Genomic DNA, 17,364 nt, shown 5'->3' with positions numbered 1-17,364 from the left:
AAAAATCAAATCATGATGAAACGTTTTTATTTATCCTTACTTGCCGCCGTTGCACTGACCGCATCGGCACAGACAAAAGAAATAACCATTCTTTCCGTAAACGACATCCATGCGGCTATAGAACGGTTTCCTCAATTCGCGGCGTTGGTAGACAGCGTACGACAGGTACACCCCGATTTGCTGCTGCTCTCCGGAGGCGATAACCGTACCGGCAATCCGCTCAACGACATGTATCCAGTCACCAGCTATCCGATGGTTGCACTGATGAACAGCGTGCGATTCGACCTCTCGGCCGTAGGCAACCACGAGTTCGATTCCAAGCCCGCCGGACTGCGCGAAGTTATCAATTTGGCGAACTTCCGTCACGTGTGCGCCAACATGTATCCGGCAGATACGCTGCGGATGCATGTCGAACCGTATAAAATGTTTGAACGCAACGGCGTACGTATCGGTATACTCGGATTGATACAAGTCAATTCGCAAGGGATTCCCGATGCTCATCCCCTTGCCGTGAAAGGCATCACATTCCGTCCTCCGGAAGAAGTAGCCCGCGAGTATGCATGGCTGCGCGAACGGTGCGACGTGCTGATTCTGCTGACCCACAACGGCTACGAAGCGGATATACAATTGGCGAAAGCCTTTCCCGAAGCCGATGTCATCATCGGCGGACATTCGCATACGGCCGTCCATGGTTCCAAGATTCACAGCGGCGTGCTCGTCACACAGGCCGAACGCTGGCTTAAATACGTGACGGAAGTAACCCTCAAGTTGCAAGACGGCAAAGTGGTCGACAAGCAAGCCCGCCTGATAAAAGTAACCGATTTTCCGCGTAAAGACGAAAAAGTGCAGGCGCTGGTCGATGAGTTCAGCCGGAACGAAACACTCACCCGTGTCGTAACACGGGCCGACGACGACTTCATGTGCAAGCAGGAACTGGGCTGTATGATGGCCGATGCGCAACGCGCTGCAGCCGAAGCCGACATCGCCGTGCAAAACAACGGAGGAGTACGATTCGAATCCCTGCCCAAAGGAAACATCACGGTGAACGACATCTACCGTCTCGATCCTTTCGGCAACGAACTGATCGTATACAACCTCACCGGCGAAGAGGTCAAGCGCCTGCTTGCCGCTATATGCCGTGCTGATGATTACGGACCGGCCTTCGTGTCAGGAATCCAGTATAAGATCGCACTCGGAAAGGACAACAAAGAAGTAAAAAAGGTAGAAGTAAAGATGCCCGACGGCTCGAAGTTCGACGAAAAACGAACGTATAAAGTCGTTGTGAACAGCTACGTCGCCTCTGTCAGCAACTACGAAAAAGCCGATGAAGGGCAAAACCTTTTTGTTACCAGTGCCGACGAGATGATCAAATATCTCGAGAAGCAACCGTCGGTCAATTACAGGAATGTTGTCCGTATGACCTACACCGGAGGCGAGAATATTGAAAAGTAACCGGGGCTCTACAAAACAGCCAATCATCTCATGGACATCTGGAAATCGCATATCCTGCTAACGATAAACAAAGACCGGCTTTGGGCAATGACTCGGAAATACGGCTCGGAGTTTTAATCTTAATGGTAAGAGAATATGAAAGTTTTTGTAAACGACATCGAAGTAGACATCTTTCGAGGCGGACGGGCCAAAGATGCCATTCTGAAATATTACAGTCAATCAGGTCAACGTTTCAAAAAACGGAACCTTGATATTCGTGACGAATGGCAGAATACGATAGCCGAAGACAGTCCGATGAGCGAAAACAGGAAGATTTATCTCAAACAGGCAATGTCCGGAAATAAAAAAACGACCTGATGAAACGATGGATTTTCATATCGACTCTGCTCCTGCTGTCGGCTTCGCTGTCGATGGCGCGAGAGACATTTGTGCACAATGTTGATATCACCGTGCGGCTCGACCGCTCCGGCACGGCTCATATCACCGAGATATGGGACGTAGACGTACAGACGGGCACCGAATGGTATCTTGTGCAGGGCAACCTCGGCGCCATAGAGATACGAGACCTCGCCGTCAGCGACGAGACCGGCAAGACTTATCTCCGCGAAGACGTCTGGGACACCCACCGTACGATCGAAGCAAAAGCCGGCCGCTGCGGGTTGATGCACAAGGGCGACGGCGATTATGAGATCTGCTGGGGTACGGGCTCCTACGGCCATCACCGCTTCACTGTCTCCTACATGATGACGCACTTCGTCAAAGGCTTGTCTGACGCCAACGCCTTCAACCACCAATTTGTGGCCGAAGGACTGAGCAGTCCGCCGCAGCACGTGCGCATCGTCATAGAGAAAACGGCGGAGGGCGACTCCGCAACGGCCTTCACGCCGCAGAACACCGGCGTATGGGCCTTCGGCTTCGAGGGCGATATCCATCTGGTCAACGGACAGATCGTAGCCCAGACACGCATGCCGCTCGACGATGACGAATCCGTCATCGTCATGGCACGCTTCGACAACGACCTGTTCATGCCGACGGATCAACGTGACGAATCGTTTGAAGTCATGAAGAATCGTGCCCTCGAAGGCAGCAGCTACAAAGAGGGCGGTGACGAAACGGTCACGCTCGTCGGGCTGACTCTGCTCATCGGGTCCGGCCTCCTTTTCTTCATCTTCACCCTGTTGAACGGGAGCACGTGGAAACGTATCCTTTACACCGCCCTGCTCTCGCCCGTCTGCATGACGATCATCTATTTCAGTGTCAAGTGGTGGGAATATTTGTTGGCCGGCATCGTCGTGTTATTCGTCGTCGGGGCGGTCGTTTACGTCATCCTCGAGCTTGCGGGTGTCACGTCCGCCCGCCCCGTCTACGGCGTGCGCCGTGTGACGGGCTGGTGTCGCGATATCCCGCTCGGCGGCGATCTCATTGCAGCTCATTATGTGCTCAACGAGGCTACCCCCTTGTGGGGACGCAGCGAAAAGCACCTCATCGAGGCGCTCCTGCTACGCTTCATCCACCTCGGACTGATCCGCATCTCCCAACGGCCGGACGAAAAGCGCCCCACCCTCTCGTTTGGCGACGAGAAGCCCTCCGAGAGTGAGTTTATGAGTGATGTGGAATACAGGCTCTACAAGATCATGCGCGCCGCCGCCGGCAAAGACCTGATCCTGCAGCCGCACGAGTTCTCAAAGTGGGCAAAGGACAAAGAAGAGAACGGCATGCGACTCTATCAGTGGATCAAAGCGACAAAGACTTACGGCGAAAAGACCTTCGATCGCAACGGGGCGATGCTGAACAACCGCTTCACCCGCCGCGGCCGCGAGATGGCGCGCACGGTACCCGAGTTCCGGAATTACTTGAACGACTTCAGTCTCATCAACGAGCGACAAGCCCGCGAGGTGGCGCTGTGGGACGACTACCTGACGTTCGCTTCGCTCTTCGGCATCGCCGACAAAGTGGAGAACGAATTCAAAGCGCTCTCGCCCGAATACTTCCGCCAAAAGGAGCTGACCCAAGGCTACGACCGTACAACGGCGTCGATAATGAGTCGGGACCTCTCCGGTCGGTTCGTCAACGGATCCTTCTCGTACAAGGCAAAAGAATTCAGGGCTTCCGGAGGAGGAGGATTTGTTTCGCTCGGAGGAGGAGGAGGACATACCGGTGGCGGACGCGGAGGCGGAGCGCGATAACGGATATAAAAAACGTATCACCGTCTTCGACTCCCTCGTTCGAGGCTTGATACGATGCGATTGTTTTTTATATGAAGATGTATTACCTGAAATCTCCTTGGAGGGAAGGTGGTTTCACTAAAAAACAAGTTTTAAATAAACAACAAAAAAAGAATGGAACTTGCAATTATTGTCGGAATTATCGCCGTGTTGCTTTTCTGGGCTATCTCGGTTCAGCGCGGACTGGTACAGCGGGAAGAATTGTGCACCAACGCCATGAACCAAATCGGAGTGCAACTGTCAAGCCGGTGGGATTTGATTACGGCCTTGATAGATATGGTCAAACAGTATTCCGAACATGAATATCAGACTCTGACCGACGTCATTTCCATGCGTCGGGATCTGAAACCCACTGCGTCGGCACAAGACATCGAAGAGCAGGAAGGACTTATCGGCAAATTAGTCGGCCGCATCAACATGTTAAGCGAAACATACCCCGACCTTAAAGCCGACCGGATTTACCTCTCGACGATGAACGACATGAAACAGTATGAAGAAAACGTACGCCACAGCCGAATGATTTACAATGACTCGGTAACGCGCTTCAACCGCGCCGTGCGTCAGATGCCCAACAATCTCGTGGCCGGAATGTTCGGGTTCCGCATCCGCGAATACTTGGAGGAAGACGCCAAGAAACGAAACTTCCCGACGATATAAACAAGGCAAAGAACATTACTAATCAATATGTATAACAATTTATTAAATTAAAAGGACATGAAAAAGATTTTTTGGATGACAAGAATAGCGGTACTGGCTATTGTAAGTGTGTTATGCTGCACGGCGTGCGACAAAGATGAACCTACCCCGACCCCCACTCCCGGAGGTGGCAGCGGTTCGGGAGGCAGCGGAGGTAGTGGCGGAAGCGGAGGTAGTGGCGGAAGCGGCGGAGGCACCGTTGCCGTCACAGCCGTCAAACTTGACAAGACGACGCTCGAACTGCAAATCAACGGGCACGAAACGCTTACGGCCACGGTAGAGCCGGCCAACGCATCCGTTAAGATCGTCAGCTGGAGCAGCAGTAACGAAGGCGTAGCCAAAGTATCGACCTCGGGCGAAGTCACCGGTGTTGCTGCCGGTACGGCCACCATCACGGCCAAAGCCGGAGGCGCTTCGGCCACCTGTGCCGTCACAGTCAAAAAAGAGGAAAAACCGTTAGTCGCCCTCGATGTGAAGATTACCGGTAAGATCGACCATACCAACTACACCAAAGGGCAGAGCGGAACGGTCGAGTTCAACCGATTCCCCGCCACGGTCGATGAATTCAAGGCCGTGCGTGAAAAGATCGGTGGCGAGCCGCACGGCGCGGTAGCTCTGCAAGTGATGGCCATGGAAATGTACCGCCGCGACCGAAGCATCGGCCTCGAATGTATTAAACTCAACAATACATTGTCGAATGTGAACGCTGTTGTCAGCCGACTCAAAGAACTCTTCGGGGGCGATATCAACTACAACCGTCCTTACCAGATAGCTGCATACCTCAAAGGCGCCGAGCCGGGCAACGGATACAATCCGACCAAACCCTATACGGTCGAAGTCATCGTAGATCCGGCAAAGGCATATCAGCCTTCGGAAATCTTCCAGAGCAAATTTCTGTTCCTGAGAATAAAGACCAAGGGACGGGATAACGGTTCCAGCGGTCAGAATGGCACTTCCGACGGATTGTATGTACTCAAGACCAAAAAACCGGGAGAACCGGGAGAAAAAGGCAAATTCTTTATCGTCAATAACAGCGCCGGTATGCATTCGCAGGTGAAACCTATTTCGTTCGATCATGAGTTCAAAGGACTCGATTAAACGGAATAACTCATATTGAAACAACATTGTCTCTTTTTCATTTTCCTCCTCTCCCGCACAGACTTCCCCGTAGTAGCGCGGAAACCAAGGGAGAGGGGGTTTTTAAAAAGCAAGTATATTTTGATTCGATTGGATTCGCTGACGCTCTGAATAACAAAAGAAGCGCTTTGAAAGAAAGTGAAAAGTGTATTGAATGACAGGTGTAGCCTTAACTCGAAGCACGCACATACCATGCGAGGAGGCTCACACACACCATGCGAGGGAGTGCGCCTCCCCCTTTGTCATTCCGAACGAAGTAAGGAATCTCGCCTCGAACGCCCTCGGCGTTCGTCCCATGGGCCTCGGTCGAGCTAACCCCTTCGGGGCGTTGAGGTGTTGAGGTGTTGAGGTGTTTGCTGACCGCTGTAAAAGCCCTGAAAGGGCACGTTAATTCAGCCCAATGTGCAGCGAAGCGTTGGGAAAACAGGCACCCCCCTCGGCGGAGGGCTGAAAGCCTGACGTAATTCAGTTGTTAATTGTCAATGGTTAATGGTTATGCCGGGTACACGGAATCCGAACGTCACCCTTTGTCATTCCGAACACCGTGAGGAATCTCGCCTCGAAAAGGGAAAAGATTCTTCGCTTCGCTCTGAATGACAAATTAATGGTTAATTGACAATTAATTTTGTCCATGGGCCTCAGGTGGTGAGCCGACGGAGCAGCGAGCAGGGCGAAAGAAAATCAGGCTGTCCGAAGCGAAGCGAGTTACCTGATTTTCCGACCTGCAAGCCTCGCGAAGGCGTGTGAAGAGCACGAAGCCTTGACTTTTTGGTTACTTTTGGGTCAAGCCAAAAGTGACAGAAAAGAGTGCTCTGAATGATAGAGAACGCGAGCGCCGTCTCTTCGGCACCGACTGAATCATATCATTCATATTTTATTCATATAAGTATTATATTAAAAACAAGTAACAAGATGAAAGTAACCATTTTTATGATGACCGCACTGGCGCTGATCCTGACGATCGGTAGCGCAAGCTGCAACAAGAAAGAGAGTAAAGGCGAAACACCTGCCGGAATGCACGGTATCCCGACGCGGTGATGAACTCCGTCAGAGCCATAGAATAAACAGGCTAAACGCAATGATAAACGTTTAAATTCAATTCATTATGAACAGAAGCCTTTTTATGATGATCATCATGACCGGTGCCTTGACCTTGAGTGCTGCATGCAGTGGAAAGAAAGGCGGCGAGGCAGCCGACTAACTAACAAGTGAAGCGCGAACGGGGGTGGGTTCGAACCTGCACGTTTGACCTGCCCCCGTTCCTTGTCATTCCGAACGCAGTGAGGAATCTCAAAAACGATTAAGGATAAACTGTTTAATAACAAATTCAAACAAAGAAACAATGATAAAACGAAGTCTTATCACACCGATCCTGCTGACGGTTGCCGGCCTGCAAGCCGACGCTACCTCGCCGCCGACATCGCCCGACTTTCCTCCAGCCTGCCTGCCGACGGAAAAGACCGTCGTTTTCCTATCCGAAGAGGCGCCTTCGGATAGAACTTGGACTTATCGAACGTCCTCCCAATACCCGGCCGTGAAGCAGCGATTCCGCGAGTTTGAAGGCAAACAGTGGACCAACGGCTTCGACTTCTTCATCGCAATGCCCGCAGACGGTTACATCAACTTCAGCGGCGGATCGCTGCACGAAGGTGGCTCGAGCTTCGGATTAACGCCAGAAGACGATCATTACCGCCTGCGCGGAGGCTTTTTCGTAATCGACGAAGATACTCCTGAGGGCGATGGCTACATCGCCATTAACGGTTCGGCAGGCGACAGGGTCGAAGTCCGGCAGTTCGGGGAGACCGGAGTGTTCATGACGGTTTACAACGCAAAAGACATACCGACCGAGGTGCTTCATCCGACAAACGACCTGCGCGAAACAATCGAAACGGACATCGTGACGTACTGTTTTGCCGGCGAATACCGGACAGAAGACGGCCGTACCTTTACGTTCTTCCCCGACCGGAAAGAAGTAAAAGGCTTTGCTGAAGGCGGAAAATCCCAGTCTTATACGTTTGGCAACGAATACGAAACACCCGTAAATATCATCATCCTCGACGACGGTCGCTCGTTCCGCATCGAAAAGTCCGATGACGGTCTCCTGATCCGGAAATGTACCTATTACAGCGATGAAGATCTCTGGACAGACGGCAACACCTATGCCACCCCTCAGCGAATCCGCTATCTGTTCGAGGCCGGAAACATTTCAGGCGATTTCCCTTTCACAGCCCTGCAGCCGATGACATGCGGACAGATCGAGCACTTCACCCGCAAGGAACTGCGCCTGATGCGTAACGAAATCTATGCCCGACACGGCATGCGCTTCCGCTCGGCCGATCTGCAAAAACATTTCGAAGCCAAAGCATGGTATACCCCCACGACCGACGACGTCAGCAAGCAGCTGAGCGAAATCGAACGTATCAACATCGAAATGATTCGACAAATAGAAAAAAGACACGATGAAAACAGATAAATTTAAAAAGAATACAATGCAACAGCCTATCATTATCTTGCTGATTACCTCACTGCTCACAGGTTGCGGCAGCAGGACTAACTCAACGTCGTCCGACACGAAGATCCGATGGAACAAACAAGATGTGGCAGCAGTAGCCTTCGTCGGCTACTTCACCTATGCCTCCGACTTCCTCGCCTCGTCGACTTACAAAATGTATACGGAACAGTACGGACTGCAAGACGTACAGCTCGTTGAGAACAAGGGCGATGAAATATACCTCGTCATCCCTCGCGACCCGAAAGCTTCGGTAACGGTGAACGACTATCCGGAAGCATTGATGACGGACCCCGATAGCGACGACTACGGCCAAATCCTTTACAAAAGCGAAGACGGAAAACCCTTCTTCATCAAATGCAGCAGTGCGGAAGGAAGGGTCAACACCGAGCTCCTTCTTATCGACAGCGAAGGGAAAGGCTTGACCTATCATCCGCAGATCAGTACAACGGACGGGACGCTGGCCTGTCCTTCCGCCATGCCCGAAGGTGAAGGAACGGTTATCGACATTACGCTGCCCGTACCTGCCTCCCAACTACCACAGGAGACGGACCGACCGGATGACAACCTCTCGGCTTTTATCCGAAACGGACGTGTCATGGTTTCCGTGAAACAAGCCGCAAGATCACGCAACAACGGCATCTATGCCGTAGAAGGCATCAACGGCAAGTGCATCGGACTCTTTACGGGCGACATCGGACAGGAGACCAATCCCTTCCTCTGCATGCTCATGGACGACGGCGGTGTGGAACTGCTCAACCACCACAGCGTCATGGGATGGAGCGACATCGAACCCGGACACCTGCTCAGCAGCGGACGACTGCCGGAGATGACCGATATCGTGTCGTTCGTTCAGAAGCCTGTCTTCGATGTATTTGAAGGCGACACCATTGGCGGATACATCACCGTCTTCGCCATCGATAAGGATGGTAAAGAACACGAAATACAAGAATGCACCCGCTCCTTCCCCTCCCTCTATCATTTCAATCCGTCCGGAGACGGCAGCACCGAAGAGCATGTGCTGACAATCTGGCCGGACTGGAAAATCGAATATCGCAACGGCTGGCACGAAAGCGAACGCAACGAAGATTATTTCGGACGTATTCGGCCGCTGAAGATGGACTACGAAAACGAAACGTACGAATACCAATACGAGATGCTGACGCATACCCAATACCCCTCCGTCGAAGAAGATCCGGTGACGAAAAACGTATCCATCACCGGCTCGTTCCGCCTTAAGGAACGCCCCGGCGAATCCGGCTATGAGCTGACGGTACTGTCCGGCCCTCTCACCTTCGGCGCACCAGAAGATGGCAGCGTTCGCTACAGACGAGATCCCGAACCTCATGAAAGATGGCGGCTATGACTTGGGCCTCCTCGCAGGCCTCGAAGAGGTGCGCAAGGCGCTCACCAACGAATCGATGCTCGAGACCGATGAGAGAGCCGAGAAAATCAAGGAGAATAAAGATATCGTCACCACGATCGCCTCCATTTGGTGGGCACTCGGTCTGGCTGTGGCTGTTTTCCTGCTTCTTTTGGAGTGGAGTGAAGCTAAGCATGCCACGTCGTTCTCCGAAGTGAAGCAAACCGGCCAAGATCTCAACTTCGCCGTGATCGGCGCCGGGCTGCTCTTCTGCCAGCTCCCGGTGGCGCTGCTCTACTTCCTCCTGAAGCTCATCTTCCGGTGGCAACTCAGTCCCCAAGTCAAGTGCGATAAGTGCGGCGTCGTGGGTCGCTTCAAGCAAGAAAAGGGCTACCCGATCAAGCGGCAGAAGAACAATGGCACACTCAAGATCTACCACTACGTCTGTCGCGACTGCGGCCGGATAAAAGCGGAGAAGGTCTACAAGAAGAAAGAGAACTGGTGGAGCGGCAACTCGGACTGCAACTACAGCACGTCATCCGATCGTGAAGGCGGCAGCCATTCGTGGAGCAGCGACAGCAGTGGTGGCTCGTGGGGTGGCGGAAGCAGTGGAGGTGGCGGTGCCAGCTCACGCTTCTGAATGCATCTCTTCCTCGTCCGTTTCGTAATGCTGGAAAAGAAAATCGTTATACGGGAAACGCGTGATGTGAATCGCCTTGACACGCTCGTAAAGGACCGCCTTCAGAGCATCGATATTTGTGCGACCTCTGGCTGAGATAAAGACGGTATTGCCCGACCGTTTATTCATCCATGTCTCTTTCAGCTCGCTAAGGGAGAGGTTCTCACGTTGGCGCGGCGTCAAGTCGTCCTCCTCTTTCGGAACGAACGAAAAGGCATCGACCTTATTGAAGATCATGATCACCGGCTTCGATTCGCAGCCGATCTCGGCAAGTGTTCTGTCGACCACTTCGATCTGCTCTTCGAACATCGGATGCGAAACATCGACCATGTGCAGGAGCAAATCGGCCTCGCGCACTTCATCGAGGGTCGATTTGAACGATTCGACGAGTTCGACCGGCAACTTGCGGATGAATCCGACCGTATCGGACAATAAAAACGGAAGATTCTCAATGATCACCTTGCGTACAGTCGTATCAAGTGTGGCAAAGAGTTTATTCTCGGCAAACACCTCACTTTTGCTCAACAGATTCATCAAGGTCGATTTACCCACATTCGTATAGCCAACGAGCGCCACTCTCACCATCTTACCACGGTTTTTGCGTTGCGACGATTTCTGTTTGTCGATCTCTGCCAGTTCACGTTTCAACCTTGATATTTTATCCAGAATGATCCGCTTGTCCGTCTCTAACTGCGTTTCTCCCGGTCCACGCATACCGACGCCTCCGCGCTGCCGTTCGAGGTGTGTCCACAAGCGCGTCAGACGCGGCAACATATACCGGTATTGCGCCAGTTCGACTTGGGTCTTGGCATGAGCCGTTTGTGCCCGTTTGGCAAAGATATCGAGGATCAGATTTGTACGGTCGAGGATACGCACCTGCAATGCTTTTTCGATGTTTCGAAGTTGCTTGGCCGACAGTTCATCGTCAAAAACAACAATCCCGATTTCATGCTCAATGACGTACTCTTTGATCTGTTGCAACTTGCCCGAACCGACAAAGGTCACGGAATGCGGCATGTCCAACTTCTGTATAAACCGTTTGACGGGACGAACACCGGCCGTATCGGCCAAAAAATCAAGCTCATCAAGATATTCCTTTACTCGACGTTCATCCTGATCGGGAGTAACCAACCCTACCAATACAGCCTTTTCCGTTTGTTCCCGTGTGATGATAAATTCCTTCATACGTATGCAAAGATAATCAATTTCCGCTATCCGTATGTTCTTTTACTGTACGGTCAAGCGAAACTCTTTCGGCGTCTTGCCGGTCTTCCGCCTGAAATATTGCGTAAAGAACGAAGGGTTCGGAAAGTTCAGCCGGTCGGAAACCTGCTGAACGGTTAACGGCGAAGACAACAGCATCAGCTTGGCTCGTCGAACGACAAAATCATCGATCCATTGTGCAGCCGTTTTCTGTGAGAGTTTCTTGATGACCTGCGACAGATATTTGGATGTAATACAAAGTTTTTCCGCATAAAAATCGACACGTCTCTCCTGCTCGTAATGTTCAGTGACCAGACGAATAAACCTTCGGAACAACTTCTCCTGATACGTATCCGAAGGAATCGCAGCTTGCTCTCCGTTTTGATAAATCGCCGCAATCTCATGACAAAGCACAAGCAATAACTGCCGCGTAACATCAATCCGGTAAGGGAAATCTTTGCGTTCGTAGTTCATACGGATATAATCAAAATGCGCCAGCATGATTTTCTTTTCCCGATCCGAAAGAGCAACACAAGGCATTTTAGAGATCATCAGGTAAAGCATGGAGGCATGTGTCACCGGGAAATTGCGAATAAATTCAAGATCGCTGGCCAGTACGATACAATCCATGTCTTCACTTCGTGTAAGGGTCTGTACCATTGTGTTGGGAAAAATAACGCACAAATCATTCGACTTAATGGAATACACCTGCTCATTCAGTTTCAGACTTAACCCGCCTTTAAGACAAAGAACCACACAACCGGCCGTTAAGACAGCAGGGATATGTTCAAGCTGTAATACATTCGCCCGATTTCCTTCAAACCGGAAAAACTTCAGCAACAACTCCCGTTCCATCGCTTCGGGGTCATTGACAAAATGACGTATACTCAGACTGTTTGCTTTCATCGTTAAAAAAGAATCCGAATGCAAAAATAACGATTAGCCGATCAAACGGTGGGGGGGGGAAGCAAAAAATATCCTTTCCGAACAAAGCGGTATCTTGCGGCTATACCCATCGGCCTTATTTCGAACGAATCCCCGCAAAAGACAACAAGATATACAGCAGAATCGTCATGGCAATACCGGGGATGCCGAGCCATATCGTAAGAGCGACCGCTGCAAGAATCAACAAATAGCGCCGCTCGTTTCCTTTCCATGCCAGCGATTTGACTTTCAGCGAAAACATTGGTATCTCAGACACGAGAAGCAGAGAGGTAACGATCGCCGTGACGGCCGTGACCGTCAAGAGAATCGTCGGTGACAGATCGACGGCCATAGCGAACCCTGTTGAGTCGCAATCGGACGTGAGCGTGCAGATCAACGATGACCAGAAGATGGCATGTGCCGGTACGGGCAAGCCGATGAAGGTCGTCGTTTGCCGGGTATCGTTGTTGAACTTTGCCAGACGAAGGGCAGAGCAGACAGGAATGGCTAGCGCGGCGATGTAAAACAGGTAGAGAAGATATGGAGGGAGGGTGATCGATGGGTCGGCGATCCGTTCATGAATGAATCGAAAAAGCATCAACCCCGGAGCCACTCCAAAGCTGACCATATCGGCCAACGAATCCAAATCTTTTCCGATAGGTGAATAGGCTTTCAGCAAACGAGCAGCCATCCCATCGGCAAAATCGAACGCAACGGCGACAAAGATGTACATCATTGCATGAAGACTGTATCCTTCAAGCGCCGCGATACATGCCATGCATCCGAATATCAGATTGCAGCATGTTAATGTATTGGGAATATACCGGCCGATACGATTCATAAGCCTATGAATAGATGATTTTACCTAACCGGGCCACAGGCGTCTGATTGGCTGTCACTTTTTGTCCCAGCCGAACGAGCACATCCGCATTCAACGGAAGATACGTATCGACACGCGAACCGAACTTGATGAATCCCATCTGATCATCGACATGGCATGACTCTCCCTCCTGTGCATACGTGACAATGCGGCGTGCCAGTGCTCCCGCTACCTGACGTGTCAAAATATCCACTCCATAGCCGGTCGTGATGACGATCGTCGAGCGCTCATTATCGATACTGCTTTTCGGAAGATAAGCCGCCTTGAAACGTCCGGGCTGATGAGAGACATGTTTCACGGTTCCGTTCACCGGAAACCAGTTGGCATGCACGTTGAACACAGACATAAAAATAGAAACCTGCAACCGTTTTTCGTGAAAATATTCGTTTTCCATCACCTCTTCGATCGCAACGACCGTACCGTCGGCCGGTGCAATTACGAGTCCCTCGGAGTCATAAGGGAAATGACGGTTGGGACTGCGAAAAAAATTCAGCGCCAACAGAAAAAGAACAATCGTAAGGCACAATACGGTATAGAAGACTCCCCCTTTGTTTATCGCGTAGTATATCCCTACATCGACGATAAATAAAAAAGTAAATAGCGACAACAACAGCCCTGTTCCTTCTCTGTGAACTTTCATTCTTTCTTCAATAAACGTGGCAAAAGTAGTTTTTTTTATCGAATATTAAAAACGTCAATCGGAAACAGCCTCCATTTCTCCGAGTTCGACATACCAGAGAAACCCTTCGACATGAGCGAATCCCATCGCACGGAGCAATTGGATATACGTACTCATCTGACGGATATAACGTCTGTCTTTCCGGGTCCCGAACTTATAATCGACCCCTACGGCCCGTTTCCCGTCGAGCATGATCCGGTCGGGTCGACTCGAATGTCCGTTACCGACAAGGATATCCGTCTCATTCAAGATTTGCATCGAGCCGTCAAACCACGGCCGTACGGACGGTTCGTTCAACAGGGTTTGTAATCTTTCGATCAGGCCGTAAGCTTCTTCTCTGCTGATTTCACCAGCCGTTTCCTTGGCGGATACGGCTGCGGGAATATCCGTAGTGGTACGGATACGGCTCAGCAAGTCGTGCATCAGGATGCCGTAGCGGCGCGCCGGATCGTCGAAGAAGTCGCCCTGGCGATGCAGATGAAGAAACATCCGTTCATCGGGTCTGACGGACGGGATACGTTTCATCGGAAGCTCTTCCGTGCCGGATGCCGGGGTACTGTCCGGTTGCCAGGGTTTACCCCATTCAAAGACGTTCTCCTCGGGCCGGTAGCCGTTGGCAAGCGGACGCAACAGGTCGCCTTCCGCTGTCGCATGGCAGTCGGAGACAAGGGCTGCACGAAGCAGTTGCGAGATCACCTGCGTTCCGGACGCTTTATCGTCGGGAGTGAAGACGATCAGCTCTTCTTTTGCCCGAGTCAAAGCGACATACAGCGTATTCAGACCATCGATGTAAGCATGCAGTTTCTCGTGATAATAAGCCTCGGCAAATAAGGTACGACAGAGGTCTTTCGTATAATTCACCGGCACGACGTGCAAACGATTGAACGGTGGAGATGCCGGATGACACCATAGCATGGTACTGCTCTTCGAGTCTACCTCCCAGTCGCCGAAAGGAAGAATGACTGCTTTGAAACCAAGCCCTTTCGACTTGTGTATGGTCAAAATCCGGATGGCATTCTGCGTATCAGGCATCGCAATTTTCGACTGACATCCGGTTTCTTTCCACCATTTCAGAAAACGGCCGATATCGGACGTTTCACGCTCCCCATACTCGGCCGTCAGATCAAGAAATGCCTGTACAAAGACTTGTTCGTTCTCAGGAAAGTCGGCTTTGAAAAGACGATAAAGTCCCTCAACGGTTTCATAGAACGAACGGTGTGAAAGGCGTTGCAGTTCGGAAAGTATTTCCGGTGCAAACGCCGTTTCAGGCTCTTTCCAAATTGTTTGTGCGGATGTTCCGGCCGATGTTTTCATTTGCATCACGGCGTGTACCACCTCGACCGTACGAGCGGCTGTCCCCTCGTCCGGCCAGTTCAGATATTGAAGCATGCCGATCATGAAACGGACGGACGAAGCTTGCCCAATCAGCAAAGCATCTTCAGAGATGATATCATACCGAAACGGCGTATCGGCATGCGTCTCCTTATAATGAAGTAAAGTGTCGGCTACCCGGATGCCTTCGCTACGGGTACGGACGAGCACGGCAATATCTCTCAATTGATATCCGTTCTTCTGCAGCTGTTCAATAACCACCGGAAGGCGTTGCAGGGCTTCGTCTTTCCACGAATGTTCGTCCTCATCGGGTAACAGCTCAATGCGGACATGCCCCTCCTTTGCCCGAAACGGTGGCGCGACATCCTGATAGCTCCGACTGTAAGCCGACACGATCTTGCCGGCATACCGTTCGCGACTCTCCTGCGAAAGCGCAGCCTGATCGATCCCTTCATTATATAATACTTGAAGTAGCTGAGGGACAACGGAAAATAAAGCATTGTTGAATTCAACGACATTCCGACAGCTTCGCCAGTTTTCGGCCAGGGTTTTCTCCGTGAGCCAAGATGCGGGAAAATCACACCTGATCTGCTTGTCGAGCAGCGTCCAGTCCGAGTTGCGGAAGCGATAAATACTTTGCTTAATATCTCCCACAATCAGGTTGGCGCGTCGATAGGCCAGACTTTCTTTAAGCAACGGACGGAAGTTATGCCACTGCATGGCGCTTGTGTCCTGAAATTCGTCGATCATGTAATGTTCGATACGCGTTCCCGTCTTTTCGTAGATAAAGGGAATATCGCTGCCGTCGATGATCCTGTTCAGCAGCTCGGTCGTATCGGCAATCAGCATACGGTTCTTTTCTTCGCGCCACTGCCGGATTTGTTGTTCGATGTCGCTTAATATCCCCAATGTATAAAGGTTTCGGCTGATGGCCAACGCCGTATAGTAATTCATCAGTCCGTCGAAGAAGCGGCAAACGTCATGCACACATTCGTTCAGTCCCTCGGCGTAAGCCTGTTCAATGACCTGTCGACGTTCGGGGGGCGTCGTCTTGGTGTACCAGTTCTCCACATGGTCGGGCAGCGCTCTGAACGTGGCGGACGGCTCTTTCATGTTCCCTTCGGCCAGACGATCGAACAGGAAAAAAGCGGAACGTGCCCCTCCTTTAAAGTCCGACGGAAGCAACCCGTGCCATTCCATGACACGCCGTCCTTTTTCGCCGATCTGCACGGCCTGCCTTTCGGTGCTGCGCAGGATGGCATAGAGCATGTTTTTGTACTCCGCCAGTGCTGCTCGGTCCGCAATATCGCGGTTTACTTCGGAGTGGAAAGCCTTGTAATTCTCTTTAAACAATTCGTTGCTGAGCTTGCGGATTTCGGTACGCAAGTCCCATGTCTCACCTTTCTCCACCTTTTCTTCACTGAAACGAAGCAACCATTCGAGTAAATCTTTGTGTTCGTCATTGTCGAGATCGGAGAGCAGACCGTCAATCGCTTCGGAGAGCACAAGGTCTCTATCCATCTCGATGCGGTAATTCCCCGGCAACCCGATCTCGCAGACGAATGCACGCACCGTCTGCTGGAAAAAGTGATCGATGGTGCTGACGTTAAACGCCGAGTAATCGTGGAGGATGCGGATCAAGGTCGTACGTGCACGGCTTCGCAATTGCTGTTCGGTCAGACGGTAAGCCTCAGTGAGCATGCCGGTATAGTCGGACGATTGTCCCGAGGCCAGCAGATACAGCTCGCTTAATATACGGTTTTTCATTTCCTCGGTGGCTTTATTGGTAAATGTCACGGCAAGGATATGACGGTATGCGTCAGGGGCGGCAAAGAGCATGCGCAGGTAATCGCCCGTGAGTGTATGTGTCTTACCTGTTCCGGCCGAAGCACGGTAAATCGTCAGCATACGTGGTATCCTTCTTCCGTAAGAAGGTCGGTCACCTTCTGTCGCCAATCCCCCTGAATGATGATCTCACCGTCTTTGACCGATCCGCCCACACCGCAACGTGTCTTCAACCATTTGCCGAGTGCAGACCGATCATTGCCCGTACCGCGAAAACCGCTGACCAATGTGACAACCTTACCTCCACGGTTCCGCTTTTCGAGCGTGATATGCAACCGTTGTTTTTCCTTTGGCAAGGTCTCTTCTTCCGCTTCTTCATCCATCTGATACTTATAATCGGGGTTGGTCGAATACATCACCCCGAGACGGCTCTTCCAATCATTCTGTTTCATCTCATGTTACTTTTTTCCGAGGCAAAGGTAGGAGTTTTCGAGCAGGAT

The 17,364-nt window shown here is 51.4% G+C and carries 15 protein-coding genes; 9 read left to right on the top strand and 6 right to left on the bottom strand.

From position 1 onward, the window contains the following. Window positions 1-12 precede the first annotated feature (12 nt). From BFO_RS08340 to BFO_RS08305, 9 genes are all read left to right on the top strand, one after another. Window positions 13-1,452 carry a bifunctional metallophosphatase/5'-nucleotidase gene (locus BFO_RS08340; RefSeq protein ID WP_014225247.1) on the top strand — a complete coding sequence of 480 codons (1,440 nt, stop codon included), beginning with the start codon at window positions 13-15 and terminating at the stop codon, window positions 1,450-1,452. A 135-nt stretch (window positions 1,453-1,587) separates the two neighbouring features. Then, window positions 1,588-1,809, top strand: coding sequence for a hypothetical protein (locus tag BFO_RS08335; RefSeq protein ID WP_014225246.1), 222 nt, complete (start codon window positions 1,588-1,590; stop codon window positions 1,807-1,809). Further along, window positions 1,809-3,638 (top strand): DUF2207 family protein, encoded by a 1,830-nt coding sequence (locus tag BFO_RS08330; RefSeq protein WP_014225245.1) that lies wholly within the window; start codon window positions 1,809-1,811, stop codon window positions 3,636-3,638. The genes BFO_RS08335 and BFO_RS08330 overlap by 1 nt, the downstream gene beginning before the upstream one ends. Window positions 3,639-3,791: 153 nt before the next feature. Next, window positions 3,792-4,334, top strand: a complete 543-nt coding sequence (locus tag BFO_RS08325) for a LemA family protein (protein ID WP_014225244.1) — start codon at window positions 3,792-3,794, stop codon at window positions 4,332-4,334. Between the two features lie 57 nt (window positions 4,335-4,391). After that, window positions 4,392-5,471 (top strand): Ig-like domain-containing protein, encoded by a 1,080-nt coding sequence (locus BFO_RS15005; protein ID WP_014225243.1) that lies wholly within the window; start codon window positions 4,392-4,394, stop codon window positions 5,469-5,471. Window positions 5,472-6,422: 951 nt separating this feature from the next. Next, window positions 6,423-6,548 (top strand): hypothetical protein, encoded by a 126-nt coding sequence (locus tag BFO_RS16410; RefSeq protein WP_262508925.1) that lies wholly within the window; start codon window positions 6,423-6,425, stop codon window positions 6,546-6,548. Window positions 6,549-6,852: 304 nt separating this feature from the next. Further along, a complete protein-coding gene (locus BFO_RS15940) occupies window positions 6,853-7,983 on the top strand; it encodes a YARHG domain-containing protein (protein ID WP_014225240.1) in 1,131 nt (376 codons plus the stop codon). After that, on the top strand, window positions 7,970-9,385 hold the full coding sequence (locus BFO_RS08310; protein WP_014225239.1) for a hypothetical protein: 1,416 nt from the start codon (window positions 7,970-7,972) through the stop codon (window positions 9,383-9,385). The genes BFO_RS15940 and BFO_RS08310 overlap by 14 nt, the downstream gene beginning before the upstream one ends. Further along, on the top strand, window positions 9,330-10,022 hold the full coding sequence (locus BFO_RS08305; protein WP_157755303.1) for a hypothetical protein: 693 nt from the start codon (window positions 9,330-9,332) through the stop codon (window positions 10,020-10,022). The genes BFO_RS08310 and BFO_RS08305 overlap by 56 nt, the downstream gene beginning before the upstream one ends. Here the strand turns inward: BFO_RS08305 and hflX are convergent. The 6 genes from hflX to BFO_RS08275 all read right to left on the bottom strand — a co-directional run bounded on the left by hflX (window position 10,011) and on the right by BFO_RS08275 (window position 17,316). Then, complete coding sequence (hflX, locus tag BFO_RS08300; RefSeq protein ID WP_014225237.1) at window positions 10,011-11,246, bottom strand: GTPase HflX; 1,236 nt, start codon at window positions 11,244-11,246, stop codon at window positions 10,011-10,013. The two genes, BFO_RS08305 and hflX, sit on opposite strands and share 12 nt — an antisense overlap. Before the next feature lie 42 nt (window positions 11,247-11,288). Further along, the gene (locus BFO_RS08295) at window positions 11,289-12,170 is read right to left on the bottom strand and encodes a helix-turn-helix domain-containing protein (RefSeq protein WP_041590805.1); all 882 of its coding nucleotides are present in this window, start codon (window positions 12,168-12,170) and stop codon (window positions 11,289-11,291) included. Window positions 12,171-12,285: 115 nt separating this feature from the next. After that, window positions 12,286-13,029, bottom strand: a complete 744-nt coding sequence (locus BFO_RS08290; protein ID WP_014225235.1) for a CDP-alcohol phosphatidyltransferase family protein — start codon at window positions 13,027-13,029, stop codon at window positions 12,286-12,288. Between the two features lie 4 nt (window positions 13,030-13,033). After that, window positions 13,034-13,708: a phosphatidylserine decarboxylase family protein gene (locus tag BFO_RS08285; RefSeq protein WP_014225234.1), complete on the bottom strand. Its 675-nt coding sequence runs from the start codon at window positions 13,706-13,708 to the stop codon at window positions 13,034-13,036. Between the two features lie 54 nt (window positions 13,709-13,762). After that, entirely contained in the window at window positions 13,763-16,987 is a 3,225-nt protein-coding gene (locus BFO_RS08280) for a UvrD-helicase domain-containing protein (protein WP_014225233.1), read from the bottom strand. Beyond that, window positions 16,981-17,316 carry a translation initiation factor gene (locus BFO_RS08275; RefSeq protein WP_014225232.1) on the bottom strand — a complete coding sequence of 112 codons (336 nt, stop codon included), beginning with the start codon at window positions 17,314-17,316 and terminating at the stop codon, window positions 16,981-16,983. Before BFO_RS08275 ends, BFO_RS08280 begins: the two co-directional genes overlap by 7 nt. Between the last annotated feature and the right edge of the window lie 48 nt (window positions 17,317-17,364).

The organism is Tannerella forsythia 92A2 (assembly GCF_000238215.1).
Lineage (GTDB): Bacteria > Bacteroidota > Bacteroidia > Bacteroidales > Tannerellaceae > Tannerella > Tannerella forsythia.
This window is presented reverse-complemented; position numbering and strand designations above follow the sequence as displayed.

What these genes read in the sequence shown, in the direction of transcription:
- BFO_RS08340 (WP_014225247.1), top strand. Translation starts at nt 13, where the DNA reads ATGATGAAACGTTTTTATTTATCCTTACTTGCCGCCGTTGCACTGACC.
- BFO_RS08335 (WP_014225246.1), top strand. Translation starts at nt 1,588, where the DNA reads ATGAAAGTTTTTGTAAACGACATCGAAGTAGACATCTTTCGAGGCGGA.
- BFO_RS08330 (WP_014225245.1), top strand. Translation starts at nt 1,809, where the DNA reads ATGAAACGATGGATTTTCATATCGACTCTGCTCCTGCTGTCGGCTTCG.
- BFO_RS08325 (WP_014225244.1), top strand. Translation starts at nt 3,792, where the DNA reads ATGGAACTTGCAATTATTGTCGGAATTATCGCCGTGTTGCTTTTCTGG.
- BFO_RS15005 (WP_014225243.1), top strand. Translation starts at nt 4,392, where the DNA reads ATGAAAAAGATTTTTTGGATGACAAGAATAGCGGTACTGGCTATTGTA.
- BFO_RS16410 (WP_262508925.1), top strand. Translation starts at nt 6,423, where the DNA reads ATGAAAGTAACCATTTTTATGATGACCGCACTGGCGCTGATCCTGACG.
- BFO_RS15940 (WP_014225240.1), top strand. Translation starts at nt 6,853, where the DNA reads ATGATAAAACGAAGTCTTATCACACCGATCCTGCTGACGGTTGCCGGC.
- BFO_RS08310 (WP_014225239.1), top strand. Translation starts at nt 7,970, where the DNA reads ATGAAAACAGATAAATTTAAAAAGAATACAATGCAACAGCCTATCATT.
- BFO_RS08305 (WP_157755303.1), top strand. Translation starts at nt 9,330, where the DNA reads ATGGCAGCGTTCGCTACAGACGAGATCCCGAACCTCATGAAAGATGGC.
- hflX (WP_014225237.1), bottom strand. Translation starts at nt 11,246, where the DNA reads ATGAAGGAATTTATCATCACACGGGAACAAACGGAAAAGGCTGTATTG.
- BFO_RS08295 (WP_041590805.1), bottom strand. Translation starts at nt 12,170, where the DNA reads ATGAAAGCAAACAGTCTGAGTATACGTCATTTTGTCAATGACCCCGAA.
- BFO_RS08290 (WP_014225235.1), bottom strand. Translation starts at nt 13,029, where the DNA reads ATGAATCGTATCGGCCGGTATATTCCCAATACATTAACATGCTGCAAT.
- BFO_RS08285 (WP_014225234.1), bottom strand. Translation starts at nt 13,708, where the DNA reads ATGAAAGTTCACAGAGAAGGAACAGGGCTGTTGTTGTCGCTATTTACT.
- BFO_RS08280 (WP_014225233.1), bottom strand. Translation starts at nt 16,987, where the DNA reads ATGCTGACGATTTACCGTGCTTCGGCCGGAACAGGTAAGACACATACA.
- BFO_RS08275 (WP_014225232.1), bottom strand. Translation starts at nt 17,316, where the DNA reads ATGAAACAGAATGATTGGAAGAGCCGTCTCGGGGTGATGTATTCGACC.